17 protein-coding genes are annotated in these 16750 nt (G+C 63.7%); 7 read left to right on the forward strand and 10 right to left on the reverse strand.

Annotation, left to right across the window (positions count from 1 at the left end):
* The first annotated feature begins 186 nt into the window (after positions 1-186).
* Positions 187-1887 carry an urease subunit alpha gene (gene ureC / locus EGJ86_RS00295; RefSeq protein WP_125833510.1) on the forward strand — a complete coding sequence of 567 codons (1701 nt, stop codon included), beginning with the start codon at positions 187-189 and terminating at the stop codon, positions 1885-1887.
* 39 nt (positions 1888-1926) lie between these two features.
* Here ureC and EGJ86_RS00300 read toward each other — a convergent pair whose 3' ends face one another.
* The 7 genes from EGJ86_RS00300 to EGJ86_RS00330 all read right to left on the reverse strand — a co-directional run bounded on the left by EGJ86_RS00300 (position 1927) and on the right by EGJ86_RS00330 (position 7617).
* The gene (locus tag EGJ86_RS00300; RefSeq protein WP_125833511.1) at positions 1927-2370 is read right to left on the reverse strand and encodes a hemerythrin domain-containing protein; all 444 of its coding nucleotides are present in this window, start codon (positions 2368-2370) and stop codon (positions 1927-1929) included.
* 75 nt (positions 2371-2445) lie between these two features.
* Complete coding sequence (locus tag EGJ86_RS00305) at positions 2446-2712, reverse strand: DksA/TraR family C4-type zinc finger protein (RefSeq protein WP_099522658.1); 267 nt, start codon at positions 2710-2712, stop codon at positions 2446-2448.
* Positions 2713-2788: 76 nt separating this feature from the next.
* Positions 2789-3652 carry an oxaloacetate decarboxylase gene (locus EGJ86_RS00310; RefSeq protein WP_125833677.1) on the reverse strand — a complete coding sequence of 288 codons (864 nt, stop codon included), beginning with the start codon at positions 3650-3652 and terminating at the stop codon, positions 2789-2791.
* 137 nt (positions 3653-3789) lie between these two features.
* The gene (locus tag EGJ86_RS00315; RefSeq protein WP_125833512.1) at positions 3790-4791 is read right to left on the reverse strand and encodes a type II secretion system F family protein; all 1002 of its coding nucleotides are present in this window, start codon (positions 4789-4791) and stop codon (positions 3790-3792) included.
* 53 nt (positions 4792-4844) lie between these two features.
* On the reverse strand, positions 4845-5603 hold the full coding sequence (locus EGJ86_RS00320) for an ABC transporter substrate-binding protein (RefSeq protein WP_125833513.1): 759 nt from the start codon (positions 5601-5603) through the stop codon (positions 4845-4847).
* A gap of 237 nt (positions 5604-5840) precedes the next feature.
* Positions 5841-6614, reverse strand: coding sequence for an ABC transporter substrate-binding protein (locus EGJ86_RS00325; protein ID WP_125833514.1), 774 nt, complete (start codon positions 6612-6614; stop codon positions 5841-5843).
* 88 nt (positions 6615-6702) lie between these two features.
* On the reverse strand, positions 6703-7617 hold the full coding sequence (locus EGJ86_RS00330) for a substrate-binding domain-containing protein (RefSeq protein ID WP_125833515.1): 915 nt from the start codon (positions 7615-7617) through the stop codon (positions 6703-6705).
* Between the two features lie 166 nt (positions 7618-7783).
* On the opposite strand from EGJ86_RS00330, the gene EGJ86_RS00335 reads away from it, so the two are divergent.
* From EGJ86_RS00335 to EGJ86_RS00360, 6 genes are all read left to right on the forward strand, one after another.
* Entirely contained in the window at positions 7784-8512 is a 729-nt protein-coding gene (locus EGJ86_RS00335; protein WP_106732552.1) for a VC0807 family protein, read from the forward strand.
* A 33-nt stretch (positions 8513-8545) separates the two neighbouring features.
* Entirely contained in the window at positions 8546-8983 is a 438-nt protein-coding gene (locus tag EGJ86_RS00340; protein ID WP_106732551.1) for a YqaA family protein, read from the forward strand.
* A gap of 212 nt (positions 8984-9195) precedes the next feature.
* Positions 9196-10173: a lysylphosphatidylglycerol synthase domain-containing protein gene (locus EGJ86_RS00345; protein ID WP_106732550.1), complete on the forward strand. Its 978-nt coding sequence runs from the start codon at positions 9196-9198 to the stop codon at positions 10171-10173.
* A gap of 62 nt (positions 10174-10235) precedes the next feature.
* Complete coding sequence (locus tag EGJ86_RS00350) at positions 10236-11501, forward strand: Hsp70 family protein (RefSeq protein ID WP_125833516.1); 1266 nt, start codon at positions 10236-10238, stop codon at positions 11499-11501.
* Positions 11502-11669: 168 nt separating this feature from the next.
* A complete protein-coding gene (locus EGJ86_RS00355) occupies positions 11670-12203 on the forward strand; it encodes a hypothetical protein (RefSeq protein ID WP_125833517.1) in 534 nt (177 codons plus the stop codon).
* Positions 12200-12628, forward strand: coding sequence for a VOC family protein (locus EGJ86_RS00360; protein ID WP_218565863.1), 429 nt, complete (start codon positions 12200-12202; stop codon positions 12626-12628). The genes EGJ86_RS00355 and EGJ86_RS00360 overlap by 4 nt, the downstream gene beginning before the upstream one ends.
* 72 nt (positions 12629-12700) lie before the next feature.
* Here the strand turns inward: EGJ86_RS00360 and EGJ86_RS00365 are convergent, their stop codons facing one another.
* From EGJ86_RS00365 to EGJ86_RS00375, 3 genes are all read right to left on the reverse strand, one after another.
* Entirely contained in the window at positions 12701-13870 is a 1170-nt protein-coding gene (locus EGJ86_RS00365) for an iron-containing alcohol dehydrogenase (RefSeq protein WP_125833518.1), read from the reverse strand.
* A 10-nt stretch (positions 13871-13880) separates the two neighbouring features.
* Entirely contained in the window at positions 13881-15269 is a 1389-nt protein-coding gene (locus EGJ86_RS00370) for an aldehyde dehydrogenase family protein (RefSeq protein WP_125833519.1), read from the reverse strand.
* A 95-nt stretch (positions 15270-15364) separates the two neighbouring features.
* Positions 15365-16738, reverse strand: coding sequence for a glutamine synthetase family protein (locus EGJ86_RS00375; RefSeq protein ID WP_125833520.1), 1374 nt, complete (start codon positions 16736-16738; stop codon positions 15365-15367).
* Between the last annotated feature and the right edge of the window lie 12 nt (positions 16739-16750).

Below are 16750 nucleotides of genomic sequence, written 5' to 3' on the forward strand. Positions count from 1 at the left end.
GGCCCCGGGGGGGGCGGCCGCCGGCGGGGGGGGCGGGGCGCCCGGCGGTGGCGGGCCGCCTGGCCCCCCGCCCCCCCCCCCGCCCCCCGCCCCCCCCCCCCCCCCCCGCTCCTACAGAAGAGCCGCAGCGCCTCATCCCCTGACAGACAAACACGCGCCAGCCTTCGCGCCACAAGGGAAGCGAATATGAAAATCAGCAGACAAGCCTACGCCGACATGTTCGGCCCCACCGTCGGCGACAGGGTGCGCCTGGCCGACACCGACCTGTGGATCGAAGTGGAGAAGGACTTCACCACCTACGGCGAAGAAGTGAAATTCGGCGGCGGCAAGGTGATCCGCGACGGCATGGGCCAGGGCCAGCTGTGCGCGGCCGACGTGGTCGACACTCTGATCACCAACGCGCTGATCATCGACCACTGGGGCATCGTCAAGGCCGACGTCGGTCTAAAGGACGGCCGTATCGCCGCCATAGGCAAGGCCGGCAACCCGGATATCCAGCCGGACGTGACCATCGCCATCGGCGCCGGCACCGAGGTGATCGCCGGCGAAGGCATGATCCTCACCGCCGGCGGTATCGACACCCATATCCACTTCATCTGCCCGCAGCAGATCGAAGAGGCGCTGATGAGCGGGGTGACAACCATGATCGGTGGCGGCACCGGGCCGGCCACCGGCACCAACGCCACCACCTGTACCTCCGGTCCCTGGCACATGGCGCGCATGCTCCAGGCCGCCGATGCCTTCCCGATGAACCTGGGCTTTACCGGCAAGGGCAACGCCTCGCTGCCCGAGCCGCTGATCGAGCAGGTGAAAGCCGGCGCCATCGGCCTAAAGCTGCACGAGGACTGGGGCACCACCCCGGCGGCCATCGACAACTGCCTGAGTGTGGCCGACGAATACGACGTGCAGGTGGCGATCCACACCGACACCCTGAACGAGTCCGGCTTCGTCGAAACCACCCTCGGCGCGTTCAAGGGCCGCACCATCCACACCTATCACACCGAAGGCGCCGGCGGTGGCCACGCGCCGGACATCATCAAGGCCTGCGGCTTCCCCAACGTGCTGCCGTCCTCGACCAACCCGACGCGCCCGTTCACCCGCAACACCATCGACGAGCATCTGGACATGCTCATGGTCTGCCACCACCTCGACCCAAGCATCGCCGAGGACGTGGCCTTCGCAGAATCGCGTATCCGCCGTGAGACCATCGCCGCCGAAGACATCCTCCACGACCTCGGCGCGTTCTCCATGATCAGTTCCGACAGCCAGGCCATGGGCCGCGTCGGCGAGGTGATCACCCGTACCTGGCAGACCGCCGACAAGATGAAACAGCAGCGCGGCCCGCTGCCCGAGGACGCTCCCGGCAACGACAACTTCCGCGCCAAGCGCTACATCGCCAAGTACACCATCAACCCGGCGATCACCCACGGTATCAGCCACGAGGTGGGCTCCATCGAAGTGGGCAAGTGGGCCGATCTGGTGCTGTGGCGCCCGGCTTTCTTCGGCGTCAAACCGACGCTGATCCTCAAGGGTGGCGCCATCGCCGCCAGCCTGATGGGCGATGCCAACGCCTCGATCCCGACGCCGCAACCGGTGCACTACCGACCGATGTTCGCCAGCTATGCCGGAAGCCGCCATGCCACCAGCATCACCTTCATCAGTCAGGCGGCGTTCGAAGCGGGCGTGCCCGAACAGCTCGGCCTGCAGAAGAAAATCGGCGTGGTCAAAGGCTGCCGCGAGGTGCAGAAGACCGACCTGATCCACAACGGCTACCTGCCGAACATCGAGGTCGATCCGCAGAACTATCAGGTCAAGGCTGACGGCCAGTTGCTCTGGTGCGAGCCGGCCGAAGTGCTACCGATGGCACAGCGGTATTTCCTGTTCTGACGAAAAAGCCGGGCGTCATGCCCGGCTTTCGTGGGTCTATCAGGACGCCTGCTTCATCTCGTCGTAGGCGTTCAGGTAATCACCAGCCAGTTGCTGCTTCTCCTTGTCGCGCAGCAGCTTGCCGGCCATCTGGAAGAAGGTGTGCTCTTCCTCCTTGAGGTGATGTTCGACCTTTTCCGCAAGGGCCTTGGCTTGCGCCAGCCAGTTGGGGCTGCTGGGGTCGGTTTCTTCCAGGTCCTCGATCATTTCGTCCATCTGGTGATGCTCGGCAATCGCGTGGCGCGACAGGTCGACGCCTGCGTCCTGCTGCATCAGGGGAATGTAGAAATGGCGTTCTTCGGCCACCGAATGCACAGCCAGTTCCTGCTTGAGCTGAGAGAACAAGGCGTGGCGCTCGGCGCTGTCGCCTTGGGTAGCGATCAGTTTCTGCGCCAGTTCGCGCTGGATGTCGTGGCTGATGCGTAAGGCTTCGAAAATCGTCATGCAAGCACCTCTTCCTGAGTCACGGTCGTAGTAGCACTAGACCAGCAGGAGGCGAATAGGTGCCGTACCGCTTGCTCAGCGCAACTGACTGTCCTTGCTGCCACGACGGTTATAGGCGCTGAACGCGGCGCTTTCGCGGTCGTGCTCGGCCTGGCAGTTCACGCACAAGCGCACACCAGCAATTGCCTGGCGACGGGCCTCGGGTATCACCGCGTCGCACTCTTCGCAATGATGCAGGCTCTCGCCTTTCGGCAGTTGGCTGCGAGCACGCGCAACGGCGTCCTCGATGCTGCTGTCGATCTGTTCCTGCACTGCGTCGTCGCTTGCCCAACCACCTGCCATGTTCGACCTCCTCGCACTCTCCGAACAGATATGCGCCCGGAGAATGCGAAGTGCAAGTGCAGCCGGTCGCGACAGGCTACTCGCGGACCTCCATGAACTCCTTGGCCCAAAGGATGTAGTCCTCGGGCATGGTGTACTTGTGGGTCAGCTCGGTGGCATTGAGGTCGCACGGCTGCGCACCGCGCTGCTCGCGCAGGCAATCGTAGGTGGCCTTGATCGCGGCGAAGTAGGCAGCGTGGCCGTTGACCACGATACGCACGCCCAGGCGTGCCAGACGCTGGTTGTCGCGCAGTTCGGGGTTGCCGTAGGTGACCAGCATCAGCGGCACCTTGAGGCCTGCGGCGATCTTTTCCAGGTGGGCGAAATCCTTGACCCCAACCAGGCAGATGCCGTCGGCACCGGCGGCCTCGTAGGCGCGTGTGCGGCGGATCACTTCGTCCACCTCCAGAACGCCGGCATGGGTGCGGGCGATGATCGCCAGATCCGGATCGACGCGGGCTTCCAGCGCGGCGAGGATCTTGCCGACGCCCTCCTCGATGGAAATCAGATCAGTGGACTTGCGGCCGAACTGAGCCGGCAGCAGGGTATCTTCGATGGTCAGCGCGGCAACACCGGCGCGTTCCAACTCGACCACGGTGCGCATCACATTGAGCGCGTTGCCGTAGCCGTGGTCGGCATCGGCGATTACCGGCAAGCGCGAGACGCGGCCGATACGCGCCGCCTGCTCGACGAACTCGCTCAAAGTGATCAGGGCGAAGTCCGGCGCACCGAGTACCTGCAGGGAGGCGACGGAGCCGCCAAGGATACCGACCTCGAAGTCGAGATCAGCGGCGATGCGGGCGGACATGGGATCGAAGACCGAAGCCGTGTGATAGCAGCGGTCGGAAGCCAGCAGGGCACGAAAAGCGCTGCGTAGCTCATGGTGGGATGCACGTTGCAGGATGGGCATGGGGCGTATTCCAAAGTCGGTTGAATCGCTTTTTTCTCTTTTTAGTAATGGCGTAGACGTGACGAATGCTAGCGCAAGGCACTTGCTGCCAGCTTTCAAACGAAGCGCCGTGGTCGATAACCAGCAAATTATCGGCCAGCCAGCTCCGCGGGCAGCGCCGGGAAGAAACCACCACCGGTCAGCAGGCCGTATGCCATCCACATGGCGACCGCCAAATAGAACAGCCGTGGCGCCCAGCTCGCCAGCATCTGCTGGCTCGCAGCCAGCTGTTGCGCCTGCAGGCGGGCAAAACGTAGCAGCGCCTCACCGGGCCGACCGGTCGCTTCACCGGTATTGAGCACGCCGATCAGCATGGCTTTGCCATGAAAGCTCAGCCCATCGAAAGCGCGCACCAACGACTGCCCAGCCGCGACCCGTGGTGCCAGATTGGCGAAATCCCGCCGCAGCCGCGCGCCGCTCACTGCACTGCAGGCGCGCGGCAGGGCGTCGAGCACGGGCATCCCGGCCTCCAGCAGCAGCCCGAGGCTGTCGCAGAAATTACGGACATCCGCCCGGCGCTGCAGGCTGCCCAACACCGGCAGAGCCAGCAGCAGATCGTCCAACGGGCCCGGTTGATCGGTTCGCCGCTGTTGCCAGCGCCGCCACAACGCCCGCACGCCGAACAGCAATGCCGACAGCCACAAGATCGGCATCAGCACAGCCGCCAGGTAGCCCGCGCCACTCAGACTTCCCCCAACTAAAGCAGGCAAGGGTTTGACCGCCAGCGCCAGCAGCAAAACCCCGGCCGGCAACAGCAGACGTGACTTCAACTCTGCGGCATAACGCGCCTGTTCGTCGTAGCGCTGCGCCAATTGCTCGTAGATATGCGCCAATGCCCCGGCCTCCTGCGCGGCTCGGACCAGGCCACTTTCCAACGGCGTGAACACGCCACTCAACTGGCCGGAAGTCGCCAGGTCGCGTCCGCCGCCGACCATCTGCCGCAGGCGCTTGACGGCGGCCTCGTGGCGCGCACCGAGATCCAGACTGACCAGCGCTCGATCGATAGGCACGCCCGCCCGCTCCATCGCGCCAAGGTGAGCGAACAAGCCGGCGCGACTGCGCAGATCGAGGGTGAGATGACGACGCGACATGATCGGACTCGGTGGATTGCAGCGCTCAGGTTAACCAGTCGCCGCGCGAGGCGCTACGGAGCGATGGGCGGCATCGGCGCATGCGGCAACCAGCGCTTCAGGATCGCCTCCAGGCTGCCGTCCTCATGCATCTGCTGTAACGCGCGCTGCCAGCGCACCACGCGCACCACCGATGTCTGCGGGGAAAAGGCAATGTAGTAGGCCGAGCGCATGAACGGCACGTGCGCGGTAACGTCCTGTGGTTTGAGGTCGACAGCGGCCAACTCGCCAGCCAGGGTCAAATCCTCAGTGGCGATCAGATTGACCCGGCCATGCTTGAGCATGGTCATCATCTGCTTCGAGCTGGGTACGCCATAGAGGTTGGTGAAGCCCTTCGCGCTGAGGGTTTCGAAGGTGTACCACTGCTTGGGCAACGCCAGAGGTCCGCTGGCAGCGGCTTGCTCCAACGTGTCGATGACGAGGTTGCGGGACTTGAGCGAGTAGAAACTGGTAGTGCCGACCACAATGGGGCCGACCCACTGGAACCGGTCCTCACGCTCGGCCGTACGCACAGTGGAAAACAGCGCGATATCTTCCTGTTGCTGGGCTAGGTACAGCGCTCGCGTCCAGGGCATCAGCTCGATCTGTCCAGTGTCGCCGGTGCGCGCCAGCAATGCCCTGACCACCTCGATGGCAAGACCGCTCGGTTCGCCCTCGCGCATGAAGCTCATCGGCGGCGCATCCTCGGTGAGCAGACGCAGCTGTGCCTGAACCGGAGCGCACAGCGCCAGCAGCAGAACACATAGCCATCGATCAATACACTTGGCCATCATCGCCCCTCTCGCTTGCAGCCTAGGCTCTGTACGAAAAGTGCCTGCGCTCGGTGATGCTTCGTTAAAAACGGGCTGGAACGCCAGCCCGGTCGAATGCTCATTTACAGCTCGTAAAGTCGAACGCGACTCCGACCGTTCCTCACCCGTTTTAGTGGGGCCGCCATCGGTATCGCCTGACCTTCGCTCGACGACTTTTCGTACAAACCCTAGCAAGCCGGGGCGCCCCGTGCAGCCGCTTCACTCGCTGCGCAGCAAGTCGTCTAGGGTGCGCTCATCGGCCGCAGGGAACCAGTGGCGGTAGATCCGCTCCAGGCTGCCGTCGTGGCGCATCTGCTGCAGCGCCTGTTGCCAACGTGCCACCAGCGCCGGATCCGTCTTCAGGGAAAAGGCGATATAGGAGTCGTTGGGCATCAGGTCGAACTGCTCCTGCAGCTGCCCGGCATTCATGCCCTGCTCGGCAAGCATGCCGTCGAGGGTCAGGTTGTTGGCCAGCAGCAGCTTGACCCGGCGATGGCGAAACATGCGCAGCATGTCCTGAGGCGTCGACACGCCATACAGGTTATCTAGGTTCTGTTCGCGCAACAGTTCGTAGCTGTACCACTGTTTGGGAATCGCCAGGGTGCCGAGGCGCCGGACGTCTTCGAGGCTGGCGACTCGAAGCCCAGCATCCTTGTGCGTGTAGAAGCGCGTATAGCCGCGCGCGATCGGTCCGACCCACTGAAACTCTGCTTCGCGCTGCGCCGTACGTACGGTGGAGAACAATGCCGTGTCGGCCTGATGGCGAACCTGGTGATAGCCGCGTGTCCAGGGCACCAGTTCGATATGCGCCGTCTCGCCAGTGCGGCGGATCAGCTCCTCGACCACGGCCACAGCCATGCCACTCGGCTTGCCATTCTCGAGATAGCTGAAGGGTCGATAGTCTTCGGTATACAGCCGCAAATCGGCAACCGCCACATGGGCGCAGAGGCCGCAAAACAACAACAGAACGGCTACCGGGCACTTCAGATTCATCACACGCCACCGTCTAGAGCGCGCCCTACAGCGAATTCAGGACGGCCAGAACAAGGATCATAAACCCGCACCTGGCCCATCACCAAGGCTATTGCGGGGCTGTCATTTCAGCCAAATCCCTGGCGGTCACTACACGCGGTTCAAGCAGCAGTTGCAGGCGCGAAATGGCGCGCTCGCCACTCAGGGCCCGGTGCACCAGGCGCACCGCATGATCCCCCATGGCCTGCGGCTGCTGGAGCAACAGGGCATGAATCTCTCCCTTACGCACGGCATCGAACAGCAGGTCGCCACCGTCGAAACCGACGAAGTCCAACGTACCGGCCTTGCCCAGTTGGCGCAGCGCCGCGAGGGTTGCCCGACTGCTGGTGCCATTGGGGCTGAACAGGCCGTCGAGCTTGGGTAACTGCTGGCTCAAGGCCTCGGCGATGCGCTGGCGGTCATCCCCCAGGTAGGTATCGAACACCACCTGCAACCCAGTCGCCTGCGCCGCCAGCAGAAAGCCGCGCTCACGCTCCTTGGTCGATTGCAGCCCTGACCGCAAACGCAACATCCCAACTCTGCCACCCCGCCCGAGACGCTCGGCCAGTTGTTGCCCGGCCAACTGACCGGCGAGGAAGTTGTCAGTCGCCACCAACGCATAAGCGCCGTCCCCCGCAACGTCGCGATCGACATAGACAGTGGGGATGCCTTCGGCACGCAAGGCCGTGACCCGAGTATCGACAGCATCGCCAGCCGGGGCGATGATCAGCGCCTTGCAGCCCTGTGCAAGCACGCGATCTATCAGCTGCAACTGCACCTCGACGCTGCCCTCCTGGGCCGGGGCGCGCGTATAGAGCTCCAATTGCAGCTCACCAGCGGTGCGTCTCGCGCCGGCCTCCAGTTCGCTCCAGAACGCTGACGTGCCGGCCGGCACCATACCGATGCAGTCACGCGCCCAGGCAGGCGCGGACGTCAGGGAAAGAGCCGTCAGCAACAGGCAAATGGAAGGAATTATTCTTGGCATGTTCAACTCCCGGACCCTGCCATCACTTTAGCATCGCCATGCGGCACTGCGACGCCTGTCGGCAAGCTGTCGACTCATACTTTTTCACATTCAAAACCGACGGTCGGGCTAGCCCTGACGCGCCGGGCAGGCGATCATCGGGCTTCCTACGCAGACTCCAGCTACCATGACCGCCACTACTGACAGCCGTACCCCGACGCACAAGCCCCGCCCGCTGATCGATCTGGCCATCAGCATCCTGATTCCCTCGTTCATCCTGATGAAGCTAAGTGGCGAGCACCGTCTCGGCGCCGATGGCGCGTTGATCCTGGCCCTGGCGTTCCCGCTGGCCTGGGGCGCGTTCGAGCTGATCAAATACCGCAAATTCAACTTCATCGCCCTGCTCGGCCTGATCAGCGTCGCGTTGACCGGCGGTATCGGCCTGCTTAAGCTCGACACTCAGTGGTTGGCGGTCAAGGAAGCGCTGATCCCCGGCCTGATCGGCATCGCCGTGCTGGTTTCGACCCGCACCCGCTACCCACTGATCCGCACTCTGCTGTTCAACAAGACCGTGCTCAATATCGACAAGATCCACGACCGTCTGGAGCAAGGCGGCCATGTCGAGCACTTCGAGACGCGCCTGATGCGCGCCACCTACTGGCTCAGCGGCACCTTCTTCTTCTCCTCGTTCATGAACTATGTGCTGGCCAAGTGGATAGTGGTCAGCCCGGCCGGTACCGAGGCGTTCAACGACGAGCTGGGACGCATGACCCTGCTCAGCTACCCGATGATCGCCATTCCCTCGATGATCATGCTGATGGCCATCTTCTACTACCTGTGGAAGACCATTCACGGCCTGACCGGCCTGAGCCTGGAAGAGATCATGGCCAACACCGGCCAGGAATCGCAGCCCTGATCAGCGCCGACCTTCGGGTCGGCCGTGCTGAACATGCTTGGGCTTTCCGCCTATCCGGCTCTGTTTCTCTCCGCCTTCGGCGCGGCGACGCTGTTGCCGCTGCAGTCCGAAGCGGTGCTGGTCGCCTTGCTGCTGGCCGGCCAACATCCCCTTTGGGCCCTGTTACTGGTGGCTACTCTGGGCAATGTGCTGGGCTCCTGGGTCAACTGGCTGCTGGGCCGCTCCATCGAACACTATCGCGAGCGCCGCTGGTTCCCGGTCAGCCCTGCTCGGTTACAGCAGGCACAGGACTGGTACGCGCGCTATGGACGCTGGTCGCTGCTGCTGAGCTGGATGCCCGTGATTGGCGACCCACTGACGCTGGTTGCCGGTGTAATGCGCGAGCGCCTGTGGGTATTTCTGGCCATCGTCACCCTGGCCAAAGCGAGCCGCTACGCGGTGCTGGCGGCGCTGACGCTGGCATGGATATGAACGTATCAGGACAACCGCTGACACAACTACAAGAGGGTGCGAATGTGCTTGGCAGTTGAGTACAGGCTGCGCCTCCCTGATACTGCGCAGCGCGCCGCGCGGGCACGATCCGCCACCGGCCGTTGCACAATGGCCGGATGGCCGATGAACAGCTGCCTCCCACAGAGGCATGCGGCCCCACTACCTCGGGGCCTAGCGAGCGAGGAATTGCGGTGTCTGTCGTAGAAGCCAAACCAAAACTGAAGCGCAGCGACCTGATCTGGACGCTGATCGGACTCAGTGCCGTGGTGCTGTCTGGCTTTCTGCTGTATCGCGAGTTGCGCAATATCTCCCTCGATGAGATCAAGGGCAGCATCGAAGCGATCTCCCACATGAACTGGCTGCTTGCCGCAGCGGCCACCCTCGGTGCCTACTGGGCACTGGCCTGGTACGACCGCATCGCTGTCGCTCACCTTGGCAAGAAGATTCCCTGGCGCTTCATCACCCTGTGCTCCTTCACCACCTATGCTCTGGCCCACAACATCGGTGCCTCGGTGTTCTCAGGCGCAGTGGTGCGCTACCGAGCCTACCGCAGCAAGGGCCTGACGCCGCAGGAAATCGGCATCCTTATCGTTTTCTGCTCCTTTACCTTCGCCCTCGGCACCCTGCTCGCCAGCGGCTGCGTGCTGATCGCTCAGCCCGACCTGATCCACCGCGTCGCCAATGTCACGCCTCTGGTCTCGGTAGTCATCGGCAGCGTCCTGCTGTGCCTGGTCGGCCTTTACGTGCTGGGCTCCTGGCGCCAGTTCAAACCCTGGACGCTGGGCAAGCTGCATGTGGAATATCCACGCCTGCCCATCGTCAGCCGCCAGTTGCTGGCCGGACCACTGGAACTGCTCTGCGCCGCGGCGATCATCTACTTCGCCCTGCCGGCCGACAATCATCCCGGCTATCTGGTGGTGCTCGGCGTGTTCCTCGCTTCCTTCTCTCTGGCGCTGCTGTCCCATGCACCTGGCGGCCTGGGTGTACTGGAAGTGACCTTCCTCGCCGCACTGCCGGAGATTCCCGCTGCCGATGTGCTGGCGGCGCTTATCGTGTTCCGCGTGTTCTATCTGCTGCTGCCGTTCGCACTGTCACTGCTGGTGGTGCTGGGCTTCGAATGGACGCAGTGGAAGCGCAAGCGCGAAGAGAGCCTTGACCTGCCGTCCTGACGGCTCGCCGTCGCCGCGCGACTGACATAGAATGCGCGGCCGTTTTTCATGGCCTGCGTTTCATGTCTTTCTCCACTCCCGCCCGCGCCTGCGGCATCGACTTCGGCACCTCCAACTCCACCGTCGGCTGGCTGCGCCCTGGCCAGGACAGCCTGCTACCGCTGGAAGACGGCAAGATCACCCTACCCTCGGTGATCTTCTTCAACACAGAGGAACGCCGCCCGGTCTACGGTCGCCTGGCCCTGCACGAATACCTGGAAGGCTACGAAGGCCGCCTGATGCGCTCGCTCAAGAGCCTGCTGGGCTCCAAGCTGCTGAAGAGCGAAACCACCGTGCTGGGCAGCGCTCTGCCCTTCAAGGACCTGCTCGGCTTTTTCATCGGTGAGCTGAAAAAACGCGCCGAAGCCCAAGCCGAGCGCCCCTTCGAAGAAGTGGTACTGGGCCGCCCGGTGTTCTTCGTCGATGACGACCCCGCCGCCGACCAGGAAGCGCAGAACACCCTGGTGGCCGTGGCGCACAAGCTCGGTTTCAAGGACGTGTCGTTCCAGTACGAGCCCATCGCCGCGGCCTTCGACTACGAGTCGAACCTGGATCGCGAGGAGCTGGTACTGATCGTCGACATCGGCGGCGGTACCTCGGACTTCTCCCTGGTGCGCCTGGCGCCCGAACGCCACCACCTGGCCGAACGCCAAGGCGACATCCTCGCCACCGGCGGCGTGCATATCGGCGGTACCGACTTCGACAAGCAGTTGTCCCTGGCCGGGGTGATGCCGTTGTTCGGCTATGGCAGTCGGATGAAGAGCGACGCCTTCATGCCCACCAGCTACCACCTCAACCTGGCCACCTGGCACACCATCAATGCGCTGTACGCGCAGAAGACCCAGTTGGCCCTGCAGAACATGCGCTACGACATCGTCGACGCTACCGGTATCGACCGTCTGTTCGGCCTGATCGAACAGCGCGCCGGGCACTGGCTGGCGATGCAGGTGGAAGAGAGCAAGATCGCCCTGAGCGAACAGGACGCACGTCCCATCGACCTGTCACGCGTCGAGCCGGGCCTGGTCGCCGAGCTGACGCGCCCGCTGTTCGAGAACGCCATCGAGCCGCTGCTTGAACGCATTCGTGCCAGCCTCACGCAACTACTCGCCGATGCCGGCGTGGCGGCCGATCAGGTCGACACACTGTTCTTCACCGGCGGCTCCAGCGGCGTACCGGCGCTGCGCCAGAGCGTGGCGGCGATGCTGCCCAATGCGCGTAGCGTCGAAGGCAATACCTTCGGCAGCATTGGCAGCGGCCTGGCCATCGAAGCGAAAAAGCGCTACGGCTAGGCGCAGCGCTTTTGTAGGAGCGGCTTCAGCCGCGATTCTGGCCTCTCGCACATGCCGCTCGCGGCTAAAGCCGCTCCTACGCCAGAAGCCAAACCTGTTCTCCCGTGCATCGAACAACAGGCTCTGGGTTATGCTTGCCGCCCATCTGAATGACCGAGGAATAGCGAGATGAAAGCCCAGCTGGAAGAACTGATCGCCAAGATAAGCTCCGGCTGCTTGCCCGAGGACGAGATCGCCCGTATCGCTGACGAGGCCACGCAGGCCTATGCCGATCCGGCGGCCTTTCTCGCCGACAACCCGGACGTTAACTACGACGACGAATTCCCCATCCCGCTGGGCGAATGGGTAGTGGTCGGCAGCCTGCCGGAAACGGTGCTGTTCCAGGCCGACAGCTACGAGGAGCTGTTCCAGCGCATCACCGAATCCTTCGGCCCGCAGGTGCAATTCGTGCTCAAGGCCAAGCAGTTGGCCAAGACCGAGCCACTGAAAGCACTCAACCGTATCCAGGTTCAGCTCTCGGCGCTGTCGCCGGAAACCGGCGGCTACGTGCTGGTAGATTTCAGCGAGCCGCTGGATGACGAACTGCAGGCCGTGCTGGTGTACGCCAGCGACTTGCCACGAGTGATGGAGCTGGCCGTGGAAGTCGGCATCTATGCCGCGCCGGCGCTGGAGGCCTTGCAGGCGGAGCAGGACCAGGCGTGAACCACACGCGCCTGCCGGTCCTGACGCCAGAGCTGCAGGTCAGTGATCTGCGGGCCAGCCTATGGTTCTACCAAGAGCTGCTGGGTTTCAGGCTGCTGTACCTGCGCCCCGAAGATGGTTTTGCAGCCATCGCTCTGGGTGAAGCCGCGTTGATGCTGGAGCAGATGGAGCCGCATCAGCAAGCAGGCGATCCCTGGACAGTTCTGCCACTCGATCATCCGCTGGGGCGGGGCATCAATCTGCAAATCGACGTGGTCGATTTGCAGCCGCTGCATCAGGCACTGCTCGCCAATGACGTACCGCTTCGCCTACCGGCGGAGACGGTGGAGTACCGCACTGGCGACAGCTGGATCAGAGTGCGCCAGCTGATGGTCCAGGACCCGGACGGTTACCTGCTGCGTTTCAGCCAGGTTCTTGACCGCTGACGCACTCGCTGCTCAGCCCGTAGCCCGGATGAAATCCGCGGCAAGTCCGGCCACCCCCGGATTACATCCGGGCTACAAAGTCCCGCGCAACGCTTTCTCGAACAATGCGCTGTATTGCGCAGCCGTGTAGGCGATGGGGTTGGTGCCTGCCGAAGGGTCCACTTCGGCCATACGCCCGACCTGCTCGATACGCGCATCGTCGATGCCGATATCGCTCAGGCTGTGGGCGATACCCACTTCACTGCGCAGCGTCAGCACCCACTCCAGCACCGCATCGAAACCGCCGCCCGGCAGCGCTAGGTAGCGCGCCATCTTCTCCATCTGCGGCTCGATCACGGCGCGGTTCGCAACCAACACGTAAGGCATCAAAACCGCGTTGAGCAGGCCATGGTGAGCGTCGTACAGCGCACCCAGCGGATGGGCCAGCGCATGCATCGCGCCAAGACCACGCTGGAAGGCGGTGGCGCCCATGCTCGAGGCCACCAGCATCTGCAGCCGCGCCTCGACATCACCGCCCTGCGCCACAGCACGCGGCAGATACTGCTGCACCAGGCGCATGCCCTCCAGGGCGATGCCCTCGGCCATGGGGTGGAACAGTGGCGAGCAGAACGCCTCCAGGCTGTGCGACAGCGCATCCATGCCAGTGGCGGCGGTGATTTTCGCAGGCAGGCCGACGGTCAGCTCGGGGTCGAGAATCACCAGAGCAGGCAGCATCCGCGCGTGGAAGATGATGCGTTTGATATGCGCGGCGTCGTCGGTGATCACCGACGCGCGGCCGACTTCCGAGCCGGTGCCGGCAGTGGTCGGCACCGCCACCACCGGCGCCATGCCGGATACCTTGACCCGGCTGGCGTTGTCGCCGACGTCCTCGAAATCCCACAGCGGCCGATCCTGACCGACCATCAGGGCAATGGCCTTGCCGGCATCCAGCGCCGAGCCGCCGCCGAAGGCGATCACGCCGTCGTGTCCGCCGGCCTTGAATGCGGCGACACCGTCCATCACGTTGCTGCCAGTGGGGTTGCCCTTGATCGCCGAGAACAGCCCGGCCTTCAGCCCGGCATCACGACATTGGCGCAGTGCCGCGTCGATCATCGGCAACGCCGCCAAGCCTGGGTCGGTGCACAGCAGCGGCGCGCGCATGCCGAGCAGGCGGCAGGCCTCGGCCAGCTCAGCAATGCGGCCAACACCTACGCGCATCGAGGTCGGGTAGTTCCAGTTCATGCGGTACTGATTCAGGTCCATGGCGCGCGCCTCACAGCTGAGTCTTGAAGTGGAAGGATTTTGGTCGGGTTAGTTGTTCATAGCCGACCCGCGACAGGCTGCAGCCGCGCCCCGAGTGCTTAACCCCGGTCCAGGCCAGGCCGGGGTCGAGGTAGTCGCAGCGGTTGAGAAACACCGTGCCGGCCTCGACCCGATCAGCCAGGGCCATGGCGGCATCGACGTCGCGACTGAAGATGGCAGCGGTCAGGCCGAACTCGCTGTCGTTCATCAGCGCCAGCGCTTCCTCGTCGCTGGCGACCTTCTGAATGCCCACCACCGGACCGAAGGATTCCTCGGTCATCACGCGCATTTCATGGTTGACGTTGGTCAGCACCTGCGGCGCCAGATAAGGCGTACCTGGCGCATCCTGGGGAAACTCGGCTGGGTCGATATGTGCCTTGGCACCCTGCTCGACCGCCTCGGCGATCTGAGCGCGGACGAAGTCGGCGGCGTCGCTGCGCACCAGCGGCCCCAGGGTAGTCTCTGGATCATCCGAACGCCCCAGCTTGTACTGGCGCACCAGCGCCACCGCGCGCTCGACGAACTCATCGAACAATGACTCGTGCACGTAGATGCGCTCGATACCGCAGCACGATTGTCCGGAGTTGAAAAAGGCGCCGTCGATGGCAGTTTCCACCGCGTGCTGCAGATCGGCGTCGGCGCGGACGTAGGCCGGGTCCTTACCCCCCAGCTCCAGCCCGACACTAATGAAACGCCCAGCAGCAGCGCGCTCGACCATGGCTCCGCCGGGCACCGAACCGGTGAAGGCAACGTGGTCGATACTTGGTGAGCGAATCAAGGCTTCGGTCTCGCCATGGCTCAGGTGCAGGTACTGGAATACGCCTTCGGGCAGACCCGCTTCGGCGAAGGCCTCGACCATGCGTTCGGCGCACAGCGGCGTCTGCGCCGAGTGCTTGAGCAACACCACATTGCCCGCCAACAGGGCCGGCATCACCGCGTTGACGGCGGTCAGGTAGGGGTAGTTCCAGGGCGCGATGATCAACGCCAGGCCCAATGGCTCACGGCGAATGAAGCGGGTGAAGCCGGCTTTTTCCGGCAGGCGTATATCGGCCAGCGAGCCCTCGGCGATATCCGCCATATGGCTGGCACGCTCGACGAAACCACGGATCTCGCCAGCGGCGTAACGGATCGGCCGGCCCATCATCCAGCACAGCTCTTTGGCCAACTGTGCCTCACGGGCAGCGAAGGCTTCGATGGCACGCCGACCGATGGCGATACGCTCGCGCAGTGGCGTCTGCTTCCAGGCCTGCTGCGCCAGCTCGGCCTTGGCCAACGCCACCAGCACTTCAGGATTGGACGCCAGATGACGCTCGACGTAGACCGAGCCGTCGATGGGGGAAATGCATTGCAGCTTGCTCATAAGGTGCTCCAGAAATCTTGCCCGCGTAGCCCGGATGCAATCCGGGACACTCGACCAAACCGGCCCGGATTGCATCCGGGCTGCGGACGGTGGAATCAGATGATTTCGAAGTAGCGATCCAGCTCCCAATCGCTGACATGGCGACGGTACTCGCGCTCTTCCCATTCACGGCTGGCGGCGAAATGCTCGACGAAGGCATCGCCGAACATCTCACGGGCGGCCTGCGATCCCTTCAGGCGTTGCGCGGCGTCCCACAGGGTGCGCGGCAGCGCCAGCTCCTCGGGGTGCTTGACCGCATAGGCATTGCCGCTGACAGGATCGGTTGGTTCCCACTCCTGCATGACGCCGTAAAGGCCCGAGCCGATGGCCACCGACAACGCCAGGAACGGATTGCCGTCGGCAGCGCCAAGGCGGTATTCCTGGCGCTGCGACTTGTCGCTACCGGGGATCACTCGCAGTGCTGCGGTGCGGTTCTCCACACCCCAGGTGGCGTCGGTGGGCGCCCAGAATCCAGGAATAAGACGGCGATAGCTGTTCAGGGTCGGCGCCACCATGCACAGAAATTCCGGCATCAAACGCTGCTGCCCGGCGAGAAAATGCCGCTGCAGCTTGCTCATGTTGTGCGCCTGGCTGGGGTCGTAGAACGCCGACTTGTCCGTCTTGCGGTCACGCAACGACACATGGATGTGGCCGCTCTGCCCTGGGTACTTGCCCGACCACTTGGCCATGAAGGTGGCCATCAGCCCGTTGCGCTGGGCCAGTACCTTCATGAAGGTCTTGAACAGCGCGCCCTTGTCCGCTGCGGCTTCGGCATGGTCGTAGGCGATGGCTGCCTCGAGCACGCCCGGGCCGGTTTCGGTGTGCAGTCCTTCGATGGGGAAATCCATCGCCTCACCCATTTCGAGAATCTGGTGATAGAGCTCGGCATGCACCGAGTTACGGATCATCGAGTAGCCGAACCAGTCCGGGGTGAACGGTTTGAGATCGCGAAAGCCTTTGGCCCGCGCCGACTCCGGGGTTTCATCGAACATGAAGAACTCGTATTCCAGCGCAGCGAAGGGCTCGAAGCCCATGTCCTGGCAGCGCTGGATGACCCGACGCAGCGTGCCGCGCGGGCACACCGCCTCGGCTTGCTGGTCGAACTCGGCGAGAAACAGCAGCATGCCGTTCTCGAAGGGAATCTCGCGGCAGGTGTGCGGCAGGATGCGCACCGGCGCGTCCGGGTAGCCACTGTGCCAGCCGGTGTACTGGGCATTGTCGTAGAGCTGATCCTTGACGTCCCAGCCGAGCACCACATCGCAGAAGGCAAAGCCGTGCTCGAGAGCGGAGAAGAACTTGCTGCGGCTCATGTATTTGCCGCGCATCACCCCATCGTTATCGAACAGGCCAACCTTGACGTGGCTCAGGCCACGCTCCTCGACGATGCGCCGGGCATCGCCCAGGGTCTTTACATCCCGTGGTTTGAACATGCTACCCCCTGT

Source organism: Pseudomonas sp. o96-267, assembly GCF_003935465.1.
In the GTDB taxonomy this organism is placed as follows: Bacteria; Pseudomonadota; Gammaproteobacteria; order Pseudomonadales; family Pseudomonadaceae; genus Aquipseudomonas; species Aquipseudomonas sediminis.

Excerpts from the sequence above, each read along its gene's own strand:
- ureC (WP_125833510.1), top strand. The coding sequence starts at position 187 with ATGAAAATCAGCAGACAAGCCTACGCCGACATGTTCGGCCCCACCGTC.
- EGJ86_RS00300 (WP_125833511.1), bottom strand. The coding sequence starts at position 2,370 with ATGACGATTTTCGAAGCCTTACGCATCAGCCACGACATCCAGCGCGAA.
- EGJ86_RS00305 (WP_099522658.1), bottom strand. The coding sequence starts at position 2,712 with ATGGCAGGTGGTTGGGCAAGCGACGACGCAGTGCAGGAACAGATCGAC.
- EGJ86_RS00315 (WP_125833512.1), bottom strand. The coding sequence starts at position 4,791 with ATGTCGCGTCGTCATCTCACCCTCGATCTGCGCAGTCGCGCCGGCTTG.
- EGJ86_RS00320 (WP_125833513.1), bottom strand. The coding sequence starts at position 5,603 with ATGATGGCCAAGTGTATTGATCGATGGCTATGTGTTCTGCTGCTGGCG.
- EGJ86_RS00325 (WP_125833514.1), bottom strand. The coding sequence starts at position 6,614 with ATGAATCTGAAGTGCCCGGTAGCCGTTCTGTTGTTGTTTTGCGGCCTC.
- EGJ86_RS00330 (WP_125833515.1), bottom strand. The coding sequence starts at position 7,617 with ATGCCAAGAATAATTCCTTCCATTTGCCTGTTGCTGACGGCTCTTTCC.
- EGJ86_RS00335 (WP_106732552.1), top strand. The coding sequence starts at position 7,784 with ATGACCGCCACTACTGACAGCCGTACCCCGACGCACAAGCCCCGCCCG.
- EGJ86_RS00340 (WP_106732551.1), top strand. The coding sequence starts at position 8,546 with ATGCTTGGGCTTTCCGCCTATCCGGCTCTGTTTCTCTCCGCCTTCGGC.
- EGJ86_RS00350 (WP_125833516.1), top strand. The coding sequence starts at position 10,236 with ATGTCTTTCTCCACTCCCGCCCGCGCCTGCGGCATCGACTTCGGCACC.
- EGJ86_RS00355 (WP_125833517.1), top strand. The coding sequence starts at position 11,670 with ATGAAAGCCCAGCTGGAAGAACTGATCGCCAAGATAAGCTCCGGCTGC.
- EGJ86_RS00365 (WP_125833518.1), bottom strand. The coding sequence starts at position 13,870 with ATGGACCTGAATCAGTACCGCATGAACTGGAACTACCCGACCTCGATG.
- EGJ86_RS00370 (WP_125833519.1), bottom strand. The coding sequence starts at position 15,269 with ATGAGCAAGCTGCAATGCATTTCCCCCATCGACGGCTCGGTCTACGTC.
- EGJ86_RS00375 (WP_125833520.1), bottom strand. The coding sequence starts at position 16,738 with ATGTTCAAACCACGGGATGTAAAGACCCTGGGCGATGCCCGGCGCATC.